This window comes from Paracoccaceae bacterium (genome assembly GCA_012103375.1).
In the GTDB taxonomy this organism is placed as follows: domain Bacteria; phylum Pseudomonadota; class Alphaproteobacteria; order Rhodobacterales; family Rhodobacteraceae; genus WLWX01.
This window is the reverse complement of sequence record WLWX01000001.1, coordinates 3,176,443-3,197,597: the sequence shown is the minus strand read 5'-3', so window position 1 is coordinate 3,197,597 and position 21,155 is coordinate 3,176,443. Positions and strand designations below refer to the sequence as shown.

25 protein-coding genes are annotated in these 21,155 nt (G+C 60.7%); 7 read left to right on the top strand and 18 right to left on the bottom strand.

The window, feature by feature from the left end; all coding sequences use genetic code 11:
- The first annotated feature begins 52 nt into the window (after window positions 1–52).
- Window positions 53–916 carry a diguanylate cyclase gene (locus tag GKR99_16350; protein NKB29031.1) on the top strand — a complete coding sequence of 288 codons (864 nt, stop codon included), beginning with the start codon at window positions 53–55 and terminating at the stop codon, window positions 914–916.
- A 47-nt stretch (window positions 917–963) separates the two neighbouring features.
- Here GKR99_16350 and GKR99_16345 read toward each other — a convergent pair whose 3' ends face one another.
- Window positions 964–1,428 carry an NUDIX domain-containing protein gene (locus GKR99_16345; protein NKB29030.1) on the bottom strand — a complete coding sequence of 155 codons (465 nt, stop codon included), beginning with the start codon at window positions 1,426–1,428 and terminating at the stop codon, window positions 964–966.
- A 115-nt stretch (window positions 1,429–1,543) separates the two neighbouring features.
- Between GKR99_16345 and GKR99_16340 the strand changes: the two genes are divergently transcribed.
- Complete coding sequence (locus tag GKR99_16340; GenBank protein NKB29029.1) at window positions 1,544–2,260, top strand: alpha/beta fold hydrolase; 717 nt, start codon at window positions 1,544–1,546, stop codon at window positions 2,258–2,260.
- A gap of 102 nt (window positions 2,261–2,362) precedes the next feature.
- On the opposite strand, the gene GKR99_16335 is transcribed toward GKR99_16340, so the two are convergent.
- From GKR99_16335 to GKR99_16325, 3 genes are read right to left on the bottom strand one after another with little or no spacing between them, the layout of a single operon-like run.
- Window positions 2,363–3,436, bottom strand: coding sequence for a 5-(carboxyamino)imidazole ribonucleotide synthase (locus GKR99_16335; GenBank protein NKB29028.1), 1,074 nt, complete (start codon window positions 3,434–3,436; stop codon window positions 2,363–2,365).
- Window positions 3,429–3,914 carry a 5-(carboxyamino)imidazole ribonucleotide mutase gene (gene purE / locus GKR99_16330; protein NKB29027.1) on the bottom strand — a complete coding sequence of 162 codons (486 nt, stop codon included), beginning with the start codon at window positions 3,912–3,914 and terminating at the stop codon, window positions 3,429–3,431. Before purE ends, GKR99_16335 begins: the two co-directional genes overlap by 8 nt.
- A gap of 27 nt (window positions 3,915–3,941) precedes the next feature.
- Entirely contained in the window at window positions 3,942–4,160 is a 219-nt protein-coding gene (locus GKR99_16325) for a DUF465 domain-containing protein (protein NKB29026.1), read from the bottom strand.
- Window positions 4,161–4,338: 178 nt separating this feature from the next.
- Between GKR99_16325 and GKR99_16320 the strand changes: the two genes are divergently transcribed.
- Both GKR99_16320 and GKR99_16315 read left to right on the top strand, forming a co-directional pair.
- Window positions 4,339–4,755, top strand: coding sequence for an Hsp20 family protein (locus GKR99_16320; protein NKB29025.1), 417 nt, complete (start codon window positions 4,339–4,341; stop codon window positions 4,753–4,755).
- Between the two features lie 2 nt (window positions 4,756–4,757).
- Window positions 4,758–4,985, top strand: a complete 228-nt coding sequence (locus GKR99_16315) for a DUF1150 family protein (GenBank protein NKB29024.1) — start codon at window positions 4,758–4,760, stop codon at window positions 4,983–4,985.
- Window positions 4,986–4,997: 12 nt separating this feature from the next.
- On the opposite strand, the gene GKR99_16310 is transcribed toward GKR99_16315, so the two are convergent.
- The 11 genes from GKR99_16310 to GKR99_16260 all read right to left on the bottom strand — a co-directional run bounded on the left by GKR99_16310 (window position 4,998) and on the right by GKR99_16260 (window position 15,284).
- A protein-coding gene (locus GKR99_16310; protein NKB29023.1) for an IS630 family transposase occupies window positions 4,998–5,956 on the bottom strand; the annotation gives its coding sequence in 2 pieces (ribosomal slippage) (window positions 4,998–5,612 and window positions 5,615–5,956; 957 coding nt in all).
- A 96-nt stretch (window positions 5,957–6,052) separates the two neighbouring features.
- Window positions 6,053–7,007, bottom strand: a protein-coding gene (locus tag GKR99_16305; GenBank protein ID NKB29022.1) for an IS630 family transposase whose coding sequence is annotated in 2 segments (ribosomal slippage) — window positions 6,053–6,655 and window positions 6,657–7,007 — 954 coding nt in all. Because the reading frame shifts where the segments join, the coding sequence is not laid out codon by codon here.
- Between the two features lie 167 nt (window positions 7,008–7,174).
- Window positions 7,175–8,176 (bottom strand): ABC transporter substrate-binding protein, encoded by a 1,002-nt coding sequence (locus GKR99_16300; GenBank protein ID NKB29021.1) that lies wholly within the window; start codon window positions 8,174–8,176, stop codon window positions 7,175–7,177.
- 25 nt (window positions 8,177–8,201) lie between these two features.
- Entirely contained in the window at window positions 8,202–9,050 is an 849-nt protein-coding gene (locus GKR99_16295) for an ABC transporter permease subunit (protein ID NKB29020.1), read from the bottom strand.
- Window positions 9,047–9,976 carry an ABC transporter permease subunit gene (locus GKR99_16290; protein ID NKB29019.1) on the bottom strand — a complete coding sequence of 310 codons (930 nt, stop codon included), beginning with the start codon at window positions 9,974–9,976 and terminating at the stop codon, window positions 9,047–9,049. Before GKR99_16290 ends, GKR99_16295 begins: the two co-directional genes overlap by 4 nt.
- Entirely contained in the window at window positions 9,973–10,572 is a 600-nt protein-coding gene (locus GKR99_16285) for a hypothetical protein (protein ID NKB29018.1), read from the bottom strand. The genes GKR99_16290 and GKR99_16285 overlap by 4 nt, the downstream gene beginning before the upstream one ends.
- A 27-nt stretch (window positions 10,573–10,599) precedes the next feature.
- Window positions 10,600–11,379, bottom strand: coding sequence for an ATP-binding cassette domain-containing protein (locus tag GKR99_16280; protein ID NKB29017.1), 780 nt, complete (start codon window positions 11,377–11,379; stop codon window positions 10,600–10,602).
- Between the two features lie 483 nt (window positions 11,380–11,862).
- Window positions 11,863–13,326 (bottom strand): dihydropyrimidinase, encoded by a 1,464-nt coding sequence (hydA, locus tag GKR99_16275; GenBank protein NKB29016.1) that lies wholly within the window; start codon window positions 13,324–13,326, stop codon window positions 11,863–11,865.
- 64 nt (window positions 13,327–13,390) lie between these two features.
- Complete coding sequence (locus GKR99_16270) at window positions 13,391–13,723, bottom strand: hypothetical protein (GenBank protein NKB29015.1); 333 nt, start codon at window positions 13,721–13,723, stop codon at window positions 13,391–13,393.
- Between the two features lie 15 nt (window positions 13,724–13,738).
- Window positions 13,739–14,989 (bottom strand): hydantoinase/carbamoylase family amidase, encoded by a 1,251-nt coding sequence (locus tag GKR99_16265; GenBank protein NKB29014.1) that lies wholly within the window; start codon window positions 14,987–14,989, stop codon window positions 13,739–13,741.
- 10 nt (window positions 14,990–14,999) lie between these two features.
- A complete protein-coding gene (locus GKR99_16260) occupies window positions 15,000–15,284 on the bottom strand; it encodes a cupin domain-containing protein (protein NKB29013.1) in 285 nt (94 codons plus the stop codon).
- A 99-nt stretch (window positions 15,285–15,383) separates the two neighbouring features.
- Here GKR99_16260 and GKR99_16255 point away from each other — a divergent pair, with 99 nt between their 5' ends.
- Window positions 15,384–15,998, top strand: a complete 615-nt coding sequence (locus GKR99_16255; protein NKB29012.1) for a TetR family transcriptional regulator — start codon at window positions 15,384–15,386, stop codon at window positions 15,996–15,998.
- Between the two features lie 61 nt (window positions 15,999–16,059).
- Here the strand turns inward: GKR99_16255 and preA are convergent, their stop codons facing one another.
- From preA to GKR99_16240, 3 genes are read right to left on the bottom strand one after another with little or no spacing between them, the layout of a single operon-like run.
- Entirely contained in the window at window positions 16,060–17,361 is a 1,302-nt protein-coding gene (gene preA, locus GKR99_16250; protein ID NKB29011.1) for an NAD-dependent dihydropyrimidine dehydrogenase subunit PreA, read from the bottom strand.
- Between the two features lies 1 nt (window position 17,362).
- Window positions 17,363–17,752 carry a glyoxalase gene (locus GKR99_16245; protein ID NKB29010.1) on the bottom strand — a complete coding sequence of 130 codons (390 nt, stop codon included), beginning with the start codon at window positions 17,750–17,752 and terminating at the stop codon, window positions 17,363–17,365.
- The gene (locus GKR99_16240; GenBank protein ID NKB29009.1) at window positions 17,752–19,092 is read right to left on the bottom strand and encodes an NAD(P)-binding protein; all 1,341 of its coding nucleotides are present in this window, start codon (window positions 19,090–19,092) and stop codon (window positions 17,752–17,754) included. The genes GKR99_16245 and GKR99_16240 overlap by 1 nt, the downstream gene beginning before the upstream one ends.
- A gap of 206 nt (window positions 19,093–19,298) precedes the next feature.
- On the opposite strand from GKR99_16240, the gene accB reads away from it, so the two are divergent.
- Both accB and accC read left to right on the top strand, forming a co-directional pair.
- A complete protein-coding gene (accB, locus tag GKR99_16235; protein ID NKB29008.1) occupies window positions 19,299–19,793 on the top strand; it encodes an acetyl-CoA carboxylase biotin carboxyl carrier protein in 495 nt (164 codons plus the stop codon).
- Between the two features lie 3 nt (window positions 19,794–19,796).
- A complete protein-coding gene (accC, locus tag GKR99_16230; GenBank protein ID NKB29007.1) occupies window positions 19,797–21,143 on the top strand; it encodes an acetyl-CoA carboxylase biotin carboxylase subunit in 1,347 nt (448 codons plus the stop codon).
- The last annotated feature ends 12 nt before the right edge of the window (window positions 21,144–21,155 follow it).

The window sequence follows — 21,155 nt, the reverse complement described above, 5'->3', positions numbered from 1 at the left end:
CTGTTAACGTTTGCGCAATGCGGCCCTGCCACGTTCCGGCACATCGGGACACTTGATCCGGTTAATGGGGGTTCTGGTGCGTCTTTACCATTTGATGGCACAGCTGTTTCCGGGCAGCTTTTCGGCCAAGATCACGGCACTGGCCTGTGTCGGCATTCTTCTGCCGACAGCCGCCGCCTGCATCCTGTTGTTGCGCGATGGCTCCTGGATACCGCCTGCCGCAATCGCATTGGTTGGGCTGGGAACGGCGTCGATAACCGCACGCGCGTTGCGGGCGGCGCTATCGCCGGTCGGGATCATTCTGGAAGCGGCCGATTCATGGATCGCGCACAAGTCGATTGACCCGCTGCCGGACGGTTATGACGATGACGTCGGGCGTATCATGCGGCGCATCAACCAGATGGCGGCCGAGGCCAACAGGCAACGCGCCAGTCATCGCCGTCAGGTCGACACCGACCCGTTGACCGGCTTGCTGAACCGGCGCGGATTTTCGCGCCAGATGCGCGGGACCGAGGCCGGCGCGTTGCTGCTGCTGGACCTCGATCACTTCAAGGCCGTCAACGATTGCTATGGTCATCAGGTCGGTGACCGGGTGCTGTGCCATGTGGCCGACACCGCGACCGAGATGCTGCGCAAGAAGGACCTGCTGGCGCGTTGGGGCGGTGAGGAGTTTGTGATTTTCCTGCCCGGCGCACCACCGGCACTTGCCGGAGCAATTGCCAACCGCCTGCGCGAAGCCATCGCCATTGACCAGGCCGAGGTCGGGCCAGAGGTGACGATTTCAATCGGTGTTGCGCCGCACAGCGGCGGCGAGGCTTTCGACCAAGCGTTCGTGGCCGCCGACCGGGCGCTGTATCAGGCCAAATCGGACGGTCGCAACCTGGTGCGCCACGACAAACCCGCCCAGGCGGCCTGATCGGGCGATCCGCGCCGGGGGACAGCGGCGCCATTGCAAAACACGCCTCAGCGCTGGATCAGTTCCAGTGGGTCATAAGTGATGGCCCCGGCGTTTTCCGGGGTGTCGTTCCATGCCACCGACCTAAGGCTGTCCGGCTTGACGCGGAGCGTTGCAAGTTCTGCCTGAGTCACCCAACGATGGCGATTAACAACGCCTTCGGGGTCGCACCATTCAGGATCAATGCGCGCATCGGCCACGTCGCAGCGGAAATACACATCGACCTGATGAAATCCGCGTGTCGGGTCATGGAATTCATTGACCAGAACCGGCGCGCCAACCGTGACATGAAGCCCGGTCTCCTCGGTCACCTCGCGGATTAGGTTGTCGGGCAGGCTTTGGCCCGGATCAACGCCGCCACCGGGCGCGCACCACAGATCGCTCTGCCGGCCAGGCCAGGCGTTGACCAGCAACAGCAGGTCGCGATGCAGGATCAGCGCGCGGACAGCCAGACGGACGGGACGAGTGTTCATCGGCGCAGCGTGGCCCGAGCTTTCGCCGCGCACAAGCGCAGGCGACGCAATGTCCGATAAAAAAATCGCCCCGCCCCCCTCGTCGTCGCGGATCGGGGACCATAAGTTCGGTGCCATGCGACACCTGGCTTTGATCCTGACCCTGCTTTTTTTAGCCACGGCCCCACCTGTGAGCGCGGCCACTCAGAGGGAGTGTGTGGTCCTGCTTCACGGCCTCTGGCGCAGCCCGTCGTCAATGCGGGTCATGGGCGATGCGTTAGAACTGGCCGGGTACAGAATCGTCAATCTCGGCTATCCGTCGACCAAGGCACCGATTCAAGAGTTGATGGATATCGCTGTCACCCCGGCGGTTGCAGCCTGCGGCGATACCAAGGTGCATTTCGTGACCCACTCCATGGGCGGCATACTTGCCCGTGCCTGGCTGTCCCAGAACCGGCCCGGTGATATGGGCCGGGTTGTGATGATGGCGCCGCCCAACAAAGGGTCGGAGCTGATTGATTTCTACGGAGAGCTTGGCGCGTTCGATTGGTTGATCGGACCGGCGGGAATTCAGCTTGGCACCGACGCGGATTCGGTACCGAATCAATTGGGCGCGGCGCGCTTTGAACTTGGGGTGATCGCCGGGTCGCGGTCCTTCAACCCACTGTATTCCGCGGTGATTGCCGGACCGGATGATGGCAAGGTCGCCATCACCTCGACTGCCCTGCGCGGGATGGACGACCATGTCATCCTGCCGGTATCCCATACCCTGATGATGCTGAACGCCGATGTGGTGCTACAGACAATCGCGTTCCTGAAAAACGGGCGGTTTGACCGCGGCGATGGCAGCTGAGGGGCCATCCCGAACAACTGATCAGCTGTCGGAGTGGCCCGCGCCTGGCCAAGGACGGGCCTTTGCCCCCGGACATTCGTGGCGTCAAAATGGGTTCTGACCCTAAATGCGCCGGATCACCCGGTTCACGTGCCCCATCTTGCGACCCGGTCGCGCCTCGGCCTTGCCATAAAGGTGGACGGCCACACCTGGTGAGGTCGCCAGCCGGGGCAGATCGTTCACGTCTTCGCCGATCAGGTTGGTCATCTCGACATCCGCATGGCGCACCAGATCGCCCAGCGGCATGCCGGTGATGGCGCGAATATGCGCCTCGAACTGGTCAACAACACAGGCGTTTTGCGTCCAGTGGCCGGAATTATGGACGCGCGGTGCAAATTCATTCACCAGCAGGCCATCCGGCGTCACGAACAGCTCCACCCCGATCACCCCGACATAATCCAGCGCGTCAAGGATCGCCCCGGCGATCCGGCGCGCATCGGCACCGTGTTCGGGGCTTAGGGGGGCAGGCACGAGTGTGGTGCGCAAAATGCCGTCAACATGGGTGTTCTGGCCCGGATCAAAGACCGCCACATCACCGGTCAAGCCACGCGCCGCGATCACCGAAACCTCGGACGAAAATGCCACCGCGCCTTCCAGAATGCTGGGGACCTGCCCGACAGATTGCCAGACGTCGGCGGCCTGTTCGGCACCCGTCAACCGCGCCTGCCCCTTGCCGTCATAGCCAAAGCGCCTGGTTTTCAGGAACGCGGGCACGCCGATGCGATCGCAGGCTGCCTCCAGCCCGGCCAAATCATCGACCGGCTGAAACGGCGCGGTGCCAAGCCCCAGGTTGGCAAGAAAATTCTTCTCGGTCAGCCGGTCCTGGCTGGTTTCCAGCGCAGCACGGCCCGGGCGCACCGGCACGATCGCCTCGATCACGTCAAGCGCGTCTGCCGGGACATTCTCGAATTCATAGGTGACGACATCGACCGAACTGGCGAATTGCGTCAGGGCCTGCGCGTCGTCCCATGGCGCCGTCGTCACCCGTTCGGCAACCTGCCCGGCAGGCGGCGCATCGCCCGGATCATAGACGTGGCAACGGTACCCCAGACGCGACGCGGCAACCGACAGCATGCGCCCCAGCTGCCCGCCGCCCAGAATCCCAATGACCGCGCCTTGCGGCAGCGCCTCAGCCATCTGTCGGGACCTCCGGGATCGAAGCGCTGAGTGCGGCGCGCCATTCCGCCAGCCGCCCGGCCAGGGCCTGATCGCCCAGCGCCAGTATCTGCGCCGCCATCAGCCCTGCGTTCATTGCGCCCGCTTCGCCGATGGCCATGGTCGCCACAGGAAAGCCGCGTGGCATCTGGACGATGGAATAAAGGCTGTCGAGCCCGCCCAGCGCGCGTGTCTGCACCGGCACGCCAATCACCGGCAGTATGGTCTTCGAGGCCAGCATCCCCGGCAAATGCGCCGCACCGCCCGCCCCGGCGATCACCACCCGAAAGCCCTGTGCCGCGGCGGTCTTGCCAAACTCCCACAGTCGATCCGGCGTGCGATGGGCCGAAACGATCCGCGCTTCGAACCCGATGCCAAGCTCGTCCAGCACCGTTGAGGCGGCCTGCATTGTCGGCCAATCCGACTGGCTGCCCATGACAATCGCGACATCAGCACTCATCTGGCGGAAGCTCCTGTTGGTCGGGGATCAGGCAATGATATCCGGGGTCAGCTGGTCTTCGATCTTGGCGATCCGATCCTTCAGCACCAGCTTTTGCTTCTTGAGGCGGCGCAACGCAAGCTGATCGCCACGCCCCGAAGCCTCCAACGCCTCGATCGTGTCATCAAGGTCACGATGTTCGCGGCGAAACACTTCCAGTTCGACGCGCAAAACCTCGGTCTTTTTCATTTCGGACGAAGAATTCATGCAGTTCTTTCAGCAGATTTCCGCAGCCTGTCAACCTTAACGCGATTTTCCCGCCCACCCAATGGACCAAATACCTCAAAGGCTTGCGAACGGCGCTGCGCGACACCATATCAATTACAGCAGGGGTTGCCGAAATCGGAACCCCGCCCCGTCGTCGCTTAAGTGGAAGGACGCCGCCATGACGAAAATGACTCTGGGATCGCATCCCTTCCTGCTGGGCTTTGACCGTCTGGAACGGCTGGTGGAACGCACTGCCAAATCCGATCAGAACGGATACCCGCCCTATAACATCGAACAAACCTCGGACACGTCGTTTCGCATCACCCTGGCGGTGGCCGGATTTGGCGAGGATGACCTGTCGATCACGGTCGAGGATCGCCAGTTGATCGTCCGCGGCAAAAGTCCCGAGGACGGGGCCGAGCGTCTGTTCCTGCACCGTGGCATCGCCGCGCGACAGTTCCAGCGCAGCTTTGTTCTGGCTGACGGGGTCGAGGTTGCGGGCGCGGCGGCCGAAAACGGGCTGCTGCACGTCGATCTGAAACGCGCCGTGCCGGAAAAAGTGGTGCAGACGATCAAGATCGGGAAAGGGCAGTAACAATGAAAACCAAGTTCGATTTCGCACCGGAACACGACCGCAACATCGTCTATGTGCGCCCGGTTGCCGTGGAAGATCTGCCCGAAGAGGTACGCGCCGAAGCCGGGGATATCGAAGAATTATTCGCCGTCCATTCCGCTGCGGGCGAACGTCTGGCGCTGGAGCGCGACCGCAAGCTGGCATTCTTCCTGGCGCGAGAGAATGATTTTGCGCCGGTGAACGTGCACTAAAGCGTTTCGACATTAACCTGAGACATATCCGGCGGCCTTAAAGTAGTTCCAGCATTCTACTGGGTCGTAGAGATCGCAGATTGCTCCGATTGCTTCGAAGACCTGGGTAAAGGACCTGGCCCCGATCCGTCGCAAATGGGCTTTCAGTTTAGAGAAGGCCTGCTCGATGGGATTCAGGTCGGGCGAGTACGGTGGCAGGTAAAGGAACCAGCAGCCGTGATTGCGTAAAGCCTGCGTCGCCTCCTTATTCCGGTGGGTTGCCAGGTTGTCGAGAATGACGACAGTGCCGGGGTTGATCTCGGGGACCAGCACTTCGCGGATGTAGGCCGCGAAGGCGGGGCCATCTATCGCTCCCTTGATGACCCAAGGTGCGATCAGCGCGCCTTGGGTCAGGCCCGCGATCAAGGTTTGGGTTCCCCAGCTTCCGAAGGGCGCATCCATCGTCAGGCGCTTACCGCGCTTGGCTCTGCCGCGTAGGCGCGTGAGGTTTGTCTTCACTGCGGTTTCGTCAATAAAGACAACGCGCTCAGGAAAGGTCGCAATGGCTGGCGAGCGGTATCTGAACCAGTCGGCCCGTTGCTGCCTTACCTTGGCGCGGCGGCGCTCGGTTGCGACCAGCGACTTTTTTTGTACGTGAAGCCGAGCCGGGACAGAAGGTTGGCGATGGAGGAGTGATGCACCCGCACACCCTCTGCATCGGCCAGCGCATTACGCAACTCAAAGAGCGTGATGTCAGGGTCTTGTGCGATCAACTCCTCAAAGAATTCCCGATGCGGAGCCAGCTTTCCCTTGCCGCGCGGCGGTCCCTGCCGGGCAGGTTCCGCATGACCCTTCATCCTCACCTGACGCGCCCACCGCGCGCCTGTGGCAGGCGACAGCTTCAACCGCAACGCCGCCGCGCGCCCGCTCAACCCTTCTTCAATGTATCTCTGAAACCGTATCCGAAGCGCAGATGGCAAAGGTGCTGACATGATCCATCCTCCCAAACAGGATGAATCACAGATCAGGTCTCAAGGGAATCCCTCGCGATTCAGGTTCAAGACGAAACGCTTTAGAGCATGGTCCATTTAATCTGCAACATATCCGGCAGCCTTGAAGAGGTTTCTGCATTCTTCTGGTGGAAAGAGGTCGCAGGTTTGTGCGACGGATTGGAACAGCGCGTCGAAGGTACGTGCTTTCAGCCGTCGCAGATGTGCTTTGAGCTTGGCGTATGCCATTTCGATAGGGTTCAGGTCGGGGCTGTAGGGCGGCAGGAAGAGGAGCCAGCTTCCCTGCGCTTTCAGGATGGCCTGTGCCTTTGCGGATTTGTGGGACGACAGGTTGTCAGCGATCACGACGTCACCTGGCTGCAAGGTCGGAACCAATTGGGTTTCAATGTATATGTCGAAGGCGGCGCGGTTCATGGGGCCGTCCAGAACCCAGGGTGCGCTGAGTTCATCCATCCGCAGCCCGGCGATGAAGGTTTGCGTGCGCCAGTGGCCGAAGGGCGCGTCCGCCTCAAGCCGAGTCCCCCGGAGGGATCGGCCCCGCAGGCGTGTCATCTTGGTGGTGACGGCGGTTTCGTCGATAAACACCAGCCTATGCGGCTCACGGCGCATCCTCGGCATCCGACGCCGCCACTCGTATCGCGCGGCGCGAACCCGTTTGCGCAGCCTTTCCGTTGCGATCAGCTATTTTTTTATATGTGAACCCAAGGCGATGAAGCAAGTGACGTGAGAGCATCGCCGGTGTGGCGATTAGGTCATGCTCCTGCTTCAACGCTTCGGCCAGCTCCGGCATGGTGATGTCCGGTTCAGCTTGCACGCGTAATTTCAACCACTCGGACGCCGCGTCCAACTTGCTGCGTCGAGGCCGTCCTTGAGGCGCAGCTTTCACGCCGCCGGTTCGCCTTTTGCGCTGCATGATCCGCACCGCGCTCGCGACCGATATCCGCAAACGCCGGGCCGCCTCATGGCAGGAAAGTCCTTCATCTACCAGCGCGACGACGCGCTCTCGAATGTCCAAAGACAGTGATTTCCCCATGATCCACCTCCACATTCGGTGAATCACAAAATCAGACCTCTGGGAATCCCATCGATTCAGATTTCAAGGACGGCGCTCTAGAAATCCAGACGCCGGGTTGCAACGCATCAGCCAGCAAAAAGGGCGCGAACCCTGCGATCCGCGCCCCTTCTGTTCAATTGATCGGTTTAGTTCAGCGCCGCATCGGTGATCGCATGCGTCCAGGCCCCTTCGGGCTCTTTGGTGATTGCGGCGTTTTCAGCGGAGATCGCTGAGAGCAGCGTTGCCACTGTCTGTTCATAGTCCGCAGGATCGAGCGCACCATCTGAGCCAGCAGTCAACTTGGCCACCTCTCCGACCATATAGATCTGATGATCCAGGGTTTGCGCACCGGATTCGTCGTTCTCCAGAACGATCTCGGCAGCCTCTTCTTGGTTCTCCTCAGCGTATTTCCAGCCTTTCATGCTTGCACGGACGAAGCGTACCATTTTGTCCGCGAATTCTGGATCTTCCAGCCGATCTTCTTTGACGTACAATCCATCTTCCAACATGCCGAAACCCATGTTCAGATAATTGAACGTAACAAGTTCGTCCTCAGTGATGCCAGACTGCAAAATCTGGCGATACTCATTGTACGTCATTGTCGAAATACAATCGGCCTGGCCTTGAATTAGCGGGTCAGCTGAGAACGCCTGTTTGATCACCGTCACGCCGTTTTCGTCCGCACCATCGGTTTCCAACCCGAGCGATGCCATCCAGGCATAGAAAGGGTATTCATTGCCGAAAAACCAAACGCCCATGGTCTTGCCCGCGAAATCGTCCGGCGTTTCAACACCGGTGGACTTCAGGCAATTGACCTGCAAACCGCCAGTTTTGAACGGCTGGGCAATGTTGACCAGTGGTATCCCGCGCTCACGCGCTGCAAGGCCCGCAGCCATCCAGGTCGTAATGACGTCAGCGCCATCACCGGCGATAATCTGTTCCGGCGCGATATCCGGGCCACCGGGTTTGATAATGACGTTAAGTCCCTCTTCTTCATAAAAGCCCTTGTCCTTGGCAACATAGTAACCAGCGAACTGTGCCTGAGTGACCCACTTGAGCTGCAGAGTGACCTCATCCGCATGGCTGGCGGCCTGCGCCAGCCCGGTAGTCAGTCCCAGGGCAAGTGCCCCTGCAATCAGTCTGTTCATATCGTAACTCCCTTATTGTCGTTTTTCAGTTCCGTCTTTGCGACGGGTGCCAAAAGGTGACACCACGTTCAATCAGGGCGACAGCCCCATAAAACAATGAACCGGCAATTGCTGCCACGGTAATCTCCGCCCAGACCATATCAAGTGCAAGTTGCCCGACCGATGTAGAAATTCGAAATCCCATGCCGACAATGGGTGACCCGAAGAATTCAGCCACGATTGCACCGATGAGCGCCAGCGTCGACGTGATTTTCAGGCCGTTGAAAATAAATGGCATGGCCGCAGGTAGGCGTAGTTTTATTAACGAATGCCAATATCCGGCCCCGTAAGTGCGCATCAGGTCGCGCTGCATGGCGCTCGCCTCGGACAAGCCCTGCACTGTGTTTACCAGCATCGGGAAAAACACCATCACGACGACGACGGCCGCTTTGGACTGCCAGCCGAATCCATACCACATAACCAGAATTGGCGCGGTTCCGACGATGGGCAATGCAGCCATGAAATTGCTGACCGGCAGCAAACCGCGCTGCAGGAATTTCGATCGATCCACCATGATTGCGAAAACGAAAGCGGAGCCGCAGCCGATGACGTATCCAGACAACGCGCCTTTGACAAAGGTCTCCAAAAAGTCGGCCCAGAGGGTAGGAACTTCTGCGGCAAATTTCGCCGAGATGGCGCTGGGTGCGGGCAGGATGACCAGCGGGACTTGCAGGCCACGCACCACACACTCCCACACCACCAGAATGGTGACGCCAAACAGGACCGGCACGAACAACTGCGCCCAGCGTTGCCTGGCCAGCGGCGAATTCGCGATGCGGCTGTTCAGCCACCAGGCACCGGCCCAGAAGGCCGCGGCGAAGGCCAGCCAGATCATCGGTTGAACCCCATCAGGTTCATGGTGAACCGCTGGATCAGCCCGATGGCCCCAACCAGACAGGCCGCGACGATGGCGGCCCCGAACAGGGCGCTCCAGATCTGTTCGGTCTGGCCATAGTAGCTTCCCGCCAGCAGGCGCGCGCCGAGGCCCCGGACCGCCCCGGTCGGGAGTTCGCCGACGATGGCCCCGATCAGTGCAGCGGCCGCGCCGATCTTGAGCGAGGTAAACAGGTAGGGGACCGAGGCGGGCAGCCGCAACTTGAAGAATGTCTGTGCACGGCTGGCGTAATAGGTGCGCAGCTGATCCAACTGCATCGCATCGGGACTGCGCAGCCCCTTCACCATGCCGACGACAACCGGAAAAAAGCTCAGATAGGCGCTGATCATCGCCTTGGGCAGCAGCCCCTGCACCCCGACCGAGTTCAGCACCACGATGATCATCGGCGCGATGGCAAGGATCGGAATGGTCTGAGAGGCGATGGCCCAGGGCATGACGCTCATGTCCATCGCGCGGTTGTGGACAATACCAACCGCCAGCGCGATGCCGAGGATTGCGCCGATCGCAAAGCCCAACAGGGTGGCCGACAGCGTGGTCCAGGCGTGGAAAATCAGCGACCGTTTCGACATCGCCTTTCCGGCCAGCACCTTGGCGCCGGTCGTGTCCCATAACTCGGCGAACACCCTGTGCGGTGTGGGCAGGCGGGCGCGTTCCTGATCCAGCGTTGCCCATATTTGCGCCGGGTTCTTCAGCGCCAGACCGATGGCATTAGCATCACGACGTTCGACAGCCGTGGCCGGTGTAACAATCGCCCCGTCCCTTTCGGCCTGGGTCAAAGCTGCGCGGATGTTCATGGGTATGGCTGCGGCATACCACAGCGCAACAATGGCCAGCAGGACCGTCAGGATCGGCAGGATTGACCTCATCCAGCGCCGCCATAGAACACCGACACTTCAATCGGCACCACTTCACTGCGAAACCCGTCGGTTATTTCGACTTCGATCCGCAGGATCTTGCCAGCGTCAGCCTCTTCCGGGGTGACAACAAGCGTGGTGTCGGCCAGCATCAGCCGCGTGATATCACCTGGGTCATCGGCGTTGCTGCATTGGGTGGTGTCGACTTCGTGGACAACCTCATCATCCTCGTACAGACGCAGATAGCAGAGGACGTTCACTTTGCCGTCCTGCGGGAATGCCCCCGCGAAGAACAGCAACAGGCGCGCCGGTTTGCCAATGGCAATTCCGGGGGTCAGCAGAAACTCGGGCCCGTCTGCGCCTGCGTTCTGGAATTTCTCCAACCAATCCTCATCCGAAGTGATGACCGCCAAGGCGCGAAATCCGTTGGCCTCGCCCTGGGCGGCAGGGACCAGTGTGAATTCCTGATCGGCGGCATCGCCATCGGTTTGTTCCTGCGCTGATATTGGTTGCGGAGCCGCCAGCAGCAGGGTCGTCAAGGCAAAGGCGGCCATTGCGCGCAAACTGCGGTTTGCGGCGGAATACCAAGGCGTTTCGGGTCGCGTCATTTGCTTACAAGCTCCTGAAAATAGGGATTACACATCATCACTGTGCCCGGCGCGCAAACCATCGCGGACCCGGTGGGCAATGTCGATGAATTCGGCGCTGTCGCGGATATCCAGCGGGCGTTCGCGCGGCAGCGGGCTGTCGATCACATCGGTGATCCGGCCCGGTCGCGGCGACATGACGACAATCTTGGTGGACAAATACACCGCCTCGGGGATCGAGTGGGTGACGAAGCCGATGGTCTTTTCGGTCCGCGCCCAGAGGCTGAGCAGTTGTTCGTTCAGGTGGTCGCGCACGATTTCGTCCAGTGCGCCGAAGGGTTCGTCCATCAGCAGGATGTCAGCATCGAAGGCCAGGGCGCGGGCGATCGAGGCGCGCTGCTGCATGCCGCCGGACAGTTGCCAGGGAAAATTCTTTCCGAAACCGGACAGCTCGACGAGGTCGAGGACACGCTCCACCCGCTCGGCCTGTTCGGATTTCGAAAAGCCCATGATTTCAAGCGGCAGTTTGATGTTCCCGGCGATGGTCCGCCAGGGGTAGAGGCCGGCGGCCTGGAAGATGTAGCCGTAGGCGCGGGCGCGCCGCGCCTCGTCCGGGGTCATGCCATTGACGGACAGGCTGCCGCCGGTCGGGTCCTCCAACGCGGCGATGCACCTGAGGAATGTCGTCTTGCCGCAGCCCGAGGGGCCGATGAAGCTGACAAACTCGCCCTTGGCAATGTCGAGCGTGACGTCCTTCAGCGCATGGACCGGACCGTCGTTGGTCTGGAAGGTGAGGTCCAGGGATTGGGCGGAGATGACACTATCCATTGCGAACTTCGAGTTGCTGCTCGATCCGCGCATTCGAACTTAGATACCGGAGCCCCAACCATAACTCTAATCGCCACGACGTGAACCCTGCCAACGCACCAAGAAATGCTGCGCATACCAGCCAAGCAATATAGCTTGTAAGAAAAGTGAAGCCAGTAGAACAACTGTAGGGAAATGGCGGGTCGCACAACAGTAACTCGGCCCTCAAAGAGAGCATTGCAACGGCAAGCAGTACACCCCATGCAGCGTAGGTTGTCATCTTTTTAACTTTGAGCAATGCCATAAGTATACGAAGCCCAAGCGCGGCCGGAAAGACTGTTAGAACAAAAATCAGCAGAAGTGCCATGAGGAACCCGGCACTCTGGTTTGACTCAGTCCTGAACAAGCTCTGGTCCCAGCGATCAATGGAAACCACGATGCACAATAATATCGCTGATTGAATGGTGGCAACAAACAGGTCCGTCGCCGCGAACATTGCTCTCATCAAACACCACTCGGTATATTCAATGGATCGCGCTCGATTTTCCTTGGCGTGGTCAGCGCCTTCCACTTGCTCAACGCCTGTGACGCACTCGCAAACGGAGCCCGGCGCACGAACTTCCCGCGTCCCGGCTGGGGCTGGCTGTTCTGGCCGTAGGCCCAGATGACCTCCCCCCGGCTGAGCGTATATCGGGGCTGCGCCGTCACCTCCATCCCCTCGAACACGTTGTAATCAATGATGGATTTCTGCGTACTGACCGCTACGGTCTTGGAAATCGTCGGGTCCCAGACCACCACGTCGGCGTCCCCACCCAGGTTGATCCCGCCCTTCATCGGATAGATGTTGAGGATTTTTGCGATGTTGGTGGATGTCGCTGCGACGAATTCCTCAGGCGTCAGCCGCCCGGTTTCCACGCCCCGAGTCCATAGCATCGCCATGCGTTCCTCCAGGCCCCCGGTGCCGTTGGGGATCATGGTGAAGTTGTCCACACCCATGCGTTTTTGTTCGTCATTGAACGCCGCGTGGTCCGTCGCCACCACCTGCAATGACCCTGCCGCCAGCCCCGCCCACAGGCTGTCCTGATGGTCTTTGGAGCGGAACGGCGGAGACATCACCCGGCGCGCGGCATACTGCCAATCTTTGTTGAAATACTCGCTTTCATCCAGCGTCAGATGCTGGATCAGCGGCTCTCCATAAACCCGCATGCCTTTCTGGCGCGCCCGGCGGATCGCCTCATGCGCCTGCTCACAAGACACATGCACAATATAGAGCGGCGTCCCGGCCGCATCGGCGATCATGATCGCGCGGTTCGCGGCCTCGCCCTCAACCTCGGGCGGGCGAGAGTATGCGTGGCCTTCCGGTCCGGTGATGCCGTCCGCGATCAGCTGTTCCTGTTTGGCGGCGACGATATCGCCATTCTCGGCATGGACCAGCGGCAGCGCGCCAAGTTCGGCGCAGCGCTTGAAGCTGGCGAACATCTCGTCATCTTCCACCATCAGCGCGCCTTTGTAGGCCATGAAATGCTTGAAGGTGTTGATGCCGCGCTTGTTCACGACGTCGGCCATTTCGTTGAAAATCTGCTCGGACCAGCCGGTGATCGCCATATGATAGGAAATGTCGGTGCAGATCTGATCCTTGGACTTGCGATCCCATTCGTCAATCGCGTTCAAAAGGCTGCCATCCGCGCCCGGCAAGCAGAAATCGACCAGCATCGTGGTGCCGCCCGCCGCCGCTGCGAAGGTGCCGGATTCGAAGGTTTCCGCCGCGGTGGTGCCCATGAACGGCATTTCCAGATGGGTGTGCGGGTCGATCCCGCCGGGGATGACGTAGGCGCCTTCGGCGTCGATGGTTTCATCCCCTTTCAGCCCCTCGCCAATGGCGGCGATCTTCTCGCCCTCGATCAGCACATCGGCCTGCCACTGACGGTCTGCCGTGACAACGGTGCCGCCTTTGATGACTTTGCTCATCCAACCACTCCCTTATTGTGCGTCCCGCGGATCATTGCCGCCCACCGGTGACGTCGCGGTTCCCTCAGCTTGCTGCGCCGCAGATCGCCCGCCCCTGTTCATCTTTCACCGGAATGATGTCGGTAGAGCCGGTTTCGATCGTCCAGCCATAGCAACCGCGCCCGTTCTGAACGACCATCGATTCGGGGATGCCAGCAGGCAGGTTGGCCTTGACGTTGGTCGGAACCACCGCCGGTTTGCGTATGCCTCCGACACGTCCGAAGACTTCATTGGCCTTGTCCTCAATGGGCGCTATGACGCGCTCAACCTCGGCATTGATGGCCTCCGTGTCGCAGGCGGCGACGCCGACAACCGAAATTAACGCTGTGATAACAACAGCTTTTGGCACATAGAACATTCACGTTTCCCCCGTTCATTCTACGATGACGGCCGTTTCAACGACGGCATGCATCAGCACATTGGCACCGGCCTCGGCCCACTCGCGGCTGATCTCCTCTGCCTCGTTATGGCTCAGGCCATCGACGCAGGGACACATCACCATCGCCGTGGGCGCGACGCGGTTGATCCAGCATGCATCATGCCCTGCCCCGGAGATAAGGTCACGATGAGAATAGCCGAGGCGCTCTGCCGCCCCCCGAACAGCCGCCACACAGTCGGGATCGAAGGTGACGGGATCAAAGCCGCCGACCTTTTCGAATTCTACGCCAAGCCCCTTGTCATCACAGATTTTCTGGGCACCGGTCTTCAGCCGCGCCTCCATGTCTTCGATCACACTCAGATCGGGCGAGCGGAAATCGACGGTGAACACGACCTTGCCGGGGATCACATTGCGTGAATTCGGATAGACATCGATATGCCCGGCCGCGCCGACCGCATGGGGTTTGTGCGACCAGGCAATCTCGTCCACCAGATCCAGCACCCGCGCCATTCCCAAACCCGCATTCTTTCGCATCGGCATCGGGGTCGAGCCTGTGTGCGAATCCTTGCCGGTGATTGTCACCTGCGTCCAGCTTAGCCCCTGTCCGTGGGTGACGACGCCGATGTCTTTGCCCTCAGCCTCCAGGATCGGGCCTTGTTCGATATGCAGCTCGAAGAACGCATGCATCTTGCGGTCGCCAACGTCCTCGTCTCCGCGCCAGCCGATCCGCGCCAGTTCGTCACCGAATTTCTTACCCTCGGCGTCGGTCCGGTCATATGCCCAGTCTTGCGTGTGCATCCCCGCGAAAACACCCGACGACAACATTGCCGGGGCAAACCGTGTGCCTTCTTCGTTCGTCCAGTTGGTCACGACAATCGGGTGCTTCGTTTTCACGCCCAGATCGTTGAGGCTGCGAATAATCTCCAACCCGCCGAGCACGCCCAGCACGCCATCGTACTTGCCACCCGTCGGCTGCGTGTCCAGATGGCTGCCGACATAGACCGGCAGCGCGTCTGGGTCACTGCCCTCGCGGCGCGCGAACATGTTGCCCATAGTGTCGAGGCCCATCGAGCATCCCGCCGCCTTGCACCAAACCTCGAACAGTTTGCGCCCTTCGCCGTCTTCATCGGTGACCGTCTGGCGATTGTTGCCGCCTGCCACACCGGGGCCGATCTTGGCCATCTCCATCAGGCTGTCCCACAGCCGATCCGCGTCGATCTTCATGTTCTCGCCAGGTGCAGCCATCGGCCCCCTCCTACTTCAGTTCGACCTCGACGAAGCGCATCGGTTCGTCGCCGTCATTGATGACATTATGTTCGACGCCCTGCATCCGCCGATAACTTTCACCCGCCGGCACCAAAACCTTCCGGGTTTCTCCGCCGGGTTCTTCCAGGGCCATGTGGCAGTCGGTCAGCGCCGTAATGACATAGTCATACACGTGGGTGTGCCAGCCCGTTTGTGCGCCCGGTGCGAAATCAAACCGTGTCACACGCACCCTGTCGTCGTCGATCATCTGGGTTGCTACGGCGGTTTCGCGCATTGGTCCGGTTCCGGAAATAGTTTGACCAAATGGTCAGGAACACGCTAGCAGAGTCGCATGGCACGTCAAGCGTGGCGGGCCGGTTGGCAAAGGAAATCAATGGCCCCGTCCCCGAATACGCGCATTCAGCAGAAGAACCGGGCGACAATTCTGGATACCGCGTTAGAGGTTTTTTCCGCCAACGGATTCCGCGGATCAACCCTGGATCAAATTGCGTCGGCAGCAGGCCTTAGCAAACCGAACCTGCTGTATTACTTCGCCGGGAAAGAGGCGATCCACGCCGAACTTCTGACCAGCCTGCTGGATACCTGGCTGGATCCTTTGCGCGCCTTGGACGCCAACGGCGATCCGGTGGACGAGATCACCGGCTATGTGCTGCGCAAGCTAGAGATGAGCCGCGCCTTCCCCCGCGAAAGCCGCCTGTTCGCCAATGAGATTGTGCAGGGCGCGCTGCGGATGATCGACGAAATCACCGGCCCGCTGAAAACGCTGGTGGACGAAAAGGCAGCGGTAATCCGGGGCTGGTCCGAGGCCGGAAAAATCGCCGATCTTGACCCGTATCACCTGATCTTCTCGATCTGGGCCACCACACAACACTACGCCGACTTCGAGGTGCAGGTGCGGGGGATTCTTCGGCCCGAAGGCGACGGTCATCTGGACGATGCCGCGGATTTTCTTTCAACGCTATATCGGCGCGCCCTCAGCCACGGCTAAACGGGCGATCTTCTTGTCAAAAATATCTCCGCCGGAGCCCAGATTTTCGACAGGAAAATCTCTACTCCGCCGCAACAGCCGCCGGGTTGTTTGGGTGCGTGGTCCAGTTGGCATAACCGTCTTCAACCACCTTGCCGGTACGCGGGTCGACGGTGCCGGGGGCCATCTGCTCCATGGTGATGCAATCTTCGACCGGGCAGACATCGACGCACAGGTTGCAGGCAACGCATTCCTCGTCGATCACCTCGAACACGCGGCCTTCGCCCATGGAAATCGCCTGATGCGAGGTATCTTCGCACGCCGCATAACAGCGACCGCATTTGATGCAGGCGTCCTGATCAATTTTGGCCTTGGCGATATAGTTCAGGTTCAGATACTGCCAGTCGGTCACGTTGGGCACCGCACGTCCTGACACCGACGCCACCGAGTCATACCCGGCGCTGTCCATCCAATCGGACAGCCCGGCCTTCAGCTCTTTCACGATCTCGAAGCCATAGACCATCGCCGCCGTGCACACCTGCACGTTGCCCGCGCCCAGCGCCAGGAATTCGGCCGCATCGCGCCAGGTCGTGACCCCGCCAATGCCGCTGATCGGCAGGCCGGCGGTTTCAGCGTCGCGCGCAATCTCGGCCACCATGTTCAGCGCAATCGGTTTGACCGCCGCACCGCAAAAACCACCGTGCGATCCCTTGCCGTCAATCGAGGGTTCCGGGCTCATCGTGTCAAGGTTCACCGAGGTGATTGAATTCACCGTGTTGATCAGGCTGACCGCATCCGCCCCGCCAGCCTTGGCCGCACGCGCCGGATAGCGGATATCGGTGATGTTCGGCGTCAGCTTGACGATCACCGGCATCCGGGTCGCAGCCTTACACCAACGCGCCACCATTTCGATGTATTCGGGCACCTGCCCGACGGCAGCACCCATGCCACGTTCGCTCATCCCGTGGGGGCAGCCGAAATTCAGCTCGATCCCGTCGGCCCCGGTCGCCTCGACCTTGGGCAGGATTTCGTTCCAGCAAGGCTCCTCACACGGCACCATGAGTGAGACGACAACCGCGCGATCCGGATAGTCACGTTTGACGGCGGTAATCTCATCCAGGTTGGTCTGCAGCGGGCGATCGGTAATCAACTCGATATTGTTGATCCCCAGCACCCGCCGGTCGGCCCCATAGACGACGCCGTAACGCGGCCCGTTGACGTTGACGACATGCGGGTCAAGCCCGAGGGTTTTCCATACCACGCCGCCCCATCCAGCCTCGAACGCGCGGCGGACATTGTATTCCTTGTCCGTCGGCGGCGCGCTTGCCAGCCAGAACGGATTGGGGGATTTGATCCCGACGAAATTGCTAGAGAGATCGGCCATATCAGTTTCCTTCCAGGTCGCTGGACTGCAAAAGGACGAGGTTGCCTTCGCTGTCTTCGATAAGGGCATAGCGCACTGCGTCGTGCCAGGGCGCATCGGCTGGTCCGTCGCGGACCACAACACCGGCGTCTTTCAACCGCGCCACTTCGCCATCCACGTCATCGCTGACAAGGCAAAGCACCGGGATGTTGGCCGACATCGACAGATCAGACGCCTTGCTGAATTGAATCAGCGTTTCCGCGCCAGGTATTTCGATAAAGATCCACCGCCAATCGTCGGCATAGGCGGCATCGGTCTGAACCCGCAGGCCAAGCCGATCCCGATAAAACACCAGGGCCCGATCCTGATCCGTCACCGGAATGGAAACGAAATTGACGCGCTTGATCGCCATTACGCGGCACCCATCAAACTGGCATGAATATCCTCGGCGGCGTCACGCCCCTCGGCCACCGCCGTCACCGTCAGATCATCACCGCCAGAGGCGCAATCCCCCCCGGCCCAAACCCCCGCGACCGAGGTTTGCCCGGTCCCCGTCACCGCGATCTTGCCGCCATCCAGCTTCAGCCCGTCGGGCACGCCATCCAGCGTCTGGCCGATGGCCTTCAGCACCTGATCCGCCGCAATGCGGAACGTCTCGCCCGTGCCTTCCAGCTTGCCGCCCGCATCGCGGGTATATTCGAACTCCACATCCTGCGCGGCGCCGTTTCCGTGAACCGCCACCGGCATCGCGCCATAGATAATGCGCACACCGTTCTGGGTGGCCAGATCCTGTTCATAAACGCTAGCGCTCATCCGTTCCTTGCCCCGGCGATAGACCATGGTGACATTCTGCGCGCCCAGCAGTTTGGACTGCACGGCGGCGTCGACGGCGGTCATGCCGCCGCCGATCACCACCACATTGCGGCCGACCGACAGGGAGGAAAGGTCGCTTGCCTGCCGCAAATCCGAAATGAAGTTCACCGCGTCGTCGACGTTGTCCTTGTCTTCGCCCTCGGCCCGCAGCGCGTTCACGCCCGCCAGACCGATCCCAAGGAACACCGCATCATAGTCCGCGCTCAGCCCGTCCAGCGAAAGCCCGTCGCCCAGCGCCTTTCCATGCTCGACCGTGATGCCGCCGATCTTCATCAACCAGTCCACTTCGGACTGCGCGAAACCCTCGACAGTCTTGTAACTGGCAATGCCGTATTCGTTCAGCCCGCCGGACTTGGCGCGCGCATCAAACATCACGACGTCATGCCCGTGCATGGCCAGCCGATGTGCGCAGGCCAGACCCGCCGGCCCCGCTCCGACAACGGCCACACGCTTGCCCGTCGATGCAGCGCGCGAAAACGGATGCACGCCCTTTGCCATCAGCGCATCGGTCGCAAAACGCTGCAGGCGCCCGATCTCAACCGGCTTGCCTTCGGCGGCTTCGCGCACGCAAGCCTCTTCGCACAGCGTTTCGGTCGGGCAGACGCGGGCGCACATGCCGCCCAGGATGTTCTGTTCCAGAATCGTCTTGGCCGCGCCCTCGGTCCCGTCCGCCGAGATCTGGCGGATGAACAGCGGGATGTCGATCGACGTCGGGCAGGCCGTGATACAGGGCGCGTCATAGCAGAAATAGCAGCGATCAGCCGCAACCTGCGCTTCATGCGAGTCCAGCGGCGGATGCAGGTCGCCGAAATTCTCTGCCAGTTGTTCGGCGTCCAAACGCCCTGAAACCACTCCGGGTGTGAACTGATCGTTGGCCATCTGGCCCTCCCAAGCCGCAAATGTTGCACATAGAATGCCACATTCTGAAATTTTATCAAACGGTAAATTTTTTTGGATGGTCAAAAAATCGACTCATCCGTCACTTTCCACGCAAGCTGAGCGCTTTTCAGCCGTGTCAGGCTGGCGTATAGCTAATCAAACGCCCAACCGCCGAGTTGGGGGAACAACAGGCACGAGGGACCGCAATGACCAAAAACCCGCACGACAAGGATGTTGAATTCATCCGGGCATTGGCCGAATTGCTGAATGAAAACCACCTGACCGAATTGCAGGTCAAACGGGACTATGGCGAGGATGACTCGCTGAATGTCCGGGTCAGCCGGATGCAAACCGCGGCCCCGGCGGCATCTGCACCGGCACCTGTCGCCGCTGCACCCGCAGCCCCTGCCCCGGCCCCGGCGGCAGCACCGCAAGCCGCAGACAGCGCCGAGGACCCCGCTGCGCATGCAGGCGCGGTTCCTTCACCCATGGTCGGCACCGCCTATCTGTCGGCAGAACCGGGCGCCGATGTTTTCGTCAAGGTTGGCGACACCGTCGAAGAAGGCCAGACGCTGTGCATTGTCGAGGCGATGAAAACGATGAACCACATCCCTGCCCCGCATTCCGGCACCGTCAAGCGTGTCCTTGTCGAAGACGGCGCTGCGGTCGAATTCGGCAGCCTTCTGATGATCGTCGCGTAAGCCATGTTCGACAAAATCCTGATCGCCAACCGGGGTGAGATTGCGCTGCGCGTCGTGCGCGCCTGCGCCGAAATGGGCATCCGCTCAGTCGCGGTGCATTCCACCGCAGACTCCGACGCAATGCATGTGCGCATGGCGGATGAAAGCATCTGCATCGGCCCGCCGCCAAGCACCGCAAGCTATCTGAACACGGCCGCCATTATCTCGGCCTGTGAAATCACCGGCGCACAGGCGATCCACCCCGGCTATGGCTTCCTGTCCGAGAACGCGAATTTCGTTCAAGCGGTGGAAGATCACGAGATTACGTTCATCGGCCCAACGGCCGAACATATTCGCGTCATGGGCGACAAGATCACCGCCAAGGAAACCGCCAAGAACCTTGGGATTCCGGTTGTGCCGGGTTCAGAAGGTGGCGTGCCCGATCTGGACAGCGCGCGCAGCGTTGCCGAAGGCATGGGTTATCCGGTCATCATCAAGGCCACCGCCGGGGGCGGAGGGCGCGGCATGAAAGTCGCCAAAACCGCCAAAGACCTGGAAGTCGCCTTCCGCACGGCACGCTCGGAATCCAAGGCCGCCTTTGGCAACGACGAAGTCTATATCGAAAAATACCTGCAGAAACCGCGCCATATCGAAGTGCAGGTGTTTGGCGATGGCAAAGGCAAAGCGGTGCATCTGGGCGAACGCGACTGTTCGCTGCAACGCCGCCACCAGAAGGTTTTCGAAGAAGCCCCCGGCCCGGTCATCACGCCCGAAATGCGCGCCGAAATCGGCGGCATCTGCGCCGACGCGGTCGCCAAGATCAACTATATCGGCGCAGGTACGGTCGAATTCCTGTTCGAGGATGGAGAGTTCTATTTTATCGAAATGAACACCCGCCTGCAGGTCGAACACCCGGTGACCGAGGCGATCTTTGGCGTCGACCTTGTGCGCGAACAAATCCGCGTCGCCGCCGGTCTGCCGCTGGAATTCAGCCAGGACGATCTGGTGGTCAACGGCCACGCGATCGAGGTGCGCCTGAACGCCGAGAAACTGCCGAACTTCACCCCCTCTCCCGGTCGGATCAGCCAGTATCACGCGCCCGGTGGCCTTGGCGTGCGCATGGACAGCGCGCTTTACGATGGCTATTCGATCCCGCCTTATTACGACAGCCTGATCGGCAAGCTGATCGTCCATGGCCGCGACCGCCCCGAGGCACTCGCCCGCCTGCGCCGCGCACTGGGAGAGTTGATTATCGACGGCATCGACACCTCGGTTCCCCTGTTCAGCGCGCTTCTGGATGAGGCCGCCGTGCAGGACGGCAGCTATGATATCCACTGGCTGGAAAAATGGCTGGAAACCAATCTGGGTTGACCAGGAAGGCCC

What these genes read in the sequence shown, in the direction of transcription:
- GKR99_16345 (NKB29030.1), bottom strand. Translation starts at nt 1,428, where the DNA reads ATGAACACTCGTCCCGTCCGTCTGGCTGTCCGCGCGCTGATCCTGCAT.
- GKR99_16340 (NKB29029.1), top strand. Translation starts at nt 1,544, where the DNA reads ATGCGACACCTGGCTTTGATCCTGACCCTGCTTTTTTTAGCCACGGCC.
- GKR99_16335 (NKB29028.1), bottom strand. Translation starts at nt 3,436, where the DNA reads ATGGCTGAGGCGCTGCCGCAAGGCGCGGTCATTGGGATTCTGGGCGGC.
- purE (NKB29027.1), bottom strand. Translation starts at nt 3,914, where the DNA reads ATGAGTGCTGATGTCGCGATTGTCATGGGCAGCCAGTCGGATTGGCCG.
- GKR99_16325 (NKB29026.1), bottom strand. Translation starts at nt 4,160, where the DNA reads ATGAATTCTTCGTCCGAAATGAAAAAGACCGAGGTTTTGCGCGTCGAA.
- GKR99_16320 (NKB29025.1), top strand. Translation starts at nt 4,339, where the DNA reads ATGACGAAAATGACTCTGGGATCGCATCCCTTCCTGCTGGGCTTTGAC.
- GKR99_16315 (NKB29024.1), top strand. Translation starts at nt 4,758, where the DNA reads ATGAAAACCAAGTTCGATTTCGCACCGGAACACGACCGCAACATCGTC.
- GKR99_16300 (NKB29021.1), bottom strand. Translation starts at nt 8,176, where the DNA reads ATGAACAGACTGATTGCAGGGGCACTTGCCCTGGGACTGACTACCGGG.
- GKR99_16295 (NKB29020.1), bottom strand. Translation starts at nt 9,050, where the DNA reads ATGATCTGGCTGGCCTTCGCCGCGGCCTTCTGGGCCGGTGCCTGGTGG.
- GKR99_16290 (NKB29019.1), bottom strand. Translation starts at nt 9,976, where the DNA reads ATGAGGTCAATCCTGCCGATCCTGACGGTCCTGCTGGCCATTGTTGCG.
- GKR99_16285 (NKB29018.1), bottom strand. Translation starts at nt 10,572, where the DNA reads ATGACGCGACCCGAAACGCCTTGGTATTCCGCCGCAAACCGCAGTTTG.
- GKR99_16280 (NKB29017.1), bottom strand. Translation starts at nt 11,379, where the DNA reads ATGGATAGTGTCATCTCCGCCCAATCCCTGGACCTCACCTTCCAGACC.
- hydA (NKB29016.1), bottom strand. Translation starts at nt 13,326, where the DNA reads ATGAGCAAAGTCATCAAAGGCGGCACCGTTGTCACGGCAGACCGTCAG.
- GKR99_16270 (NKB29015.1), bottom strand. Translation starts at nt 13,723, where the DNA reads ATGTTCTATGTGCCAAAAGCTGTTGTTATCACAGCGTTAATTTCGGTT.
- GKR99_16265 (NKB29014.1), bottom strand. Translation starts at nt 14,989, where the DNA reads ATGGCTGCACCTGGCGAGAACATGAAGATCGACGCGGATCGGCTGTGG.
- GKR99_16260 (NKB29013.1), bottom strand. Translation starts at nt 15,284, where the DNA reads ATGCGCGAAACCGCCGTAGCAACCCAGATGATCGACGACGACAGGGTG.
- GKR99_16255 (NKB29012.1), top strand. Translation starts at nt 15,384, where the DNA reads ATGGCCCCGTCCCCGAATACGCGCATTCAGCAGAAGAACCGGGCGACA.
- preA (NKB29011.1), bottom strand. Translation starts at nt 17,361, where the DNA reads ATGGCCGATCTCTCTAGCAATTTCGTCGGGATCAAATCCCCCAATCCG.
- GKR99_16245 (NKB29010.1), bottom strand. Translation starts at nt 17,752, where the DNA reads ATGGCGATCAAGCGCGTCAATTTCGTTTCCATTCCGGTGACGGATCAG.
- GKR99_16240 (NKB29009.1), bottom strand. Translation starts at nt 19,092, where the DNA reads ATGGCCAACGATCAGTTCACACCCGGAGTGGTTTCAGGGCGTTTGGAC.
- accB (NKB29008.1), top strand. Translation starts at nt 19,299, where the DNA reads ATGACCAAAAACCCGCACGACAAGGATGTTGAATTCATCCGGGCATTG.
- accC (NKB29007.1), top strand. Translation starts at nt 19,797, where the DNA reads ATGTTCGACAAAATCCTGATCGCCAACCGGGGTGAGATTGCGCTGCGC.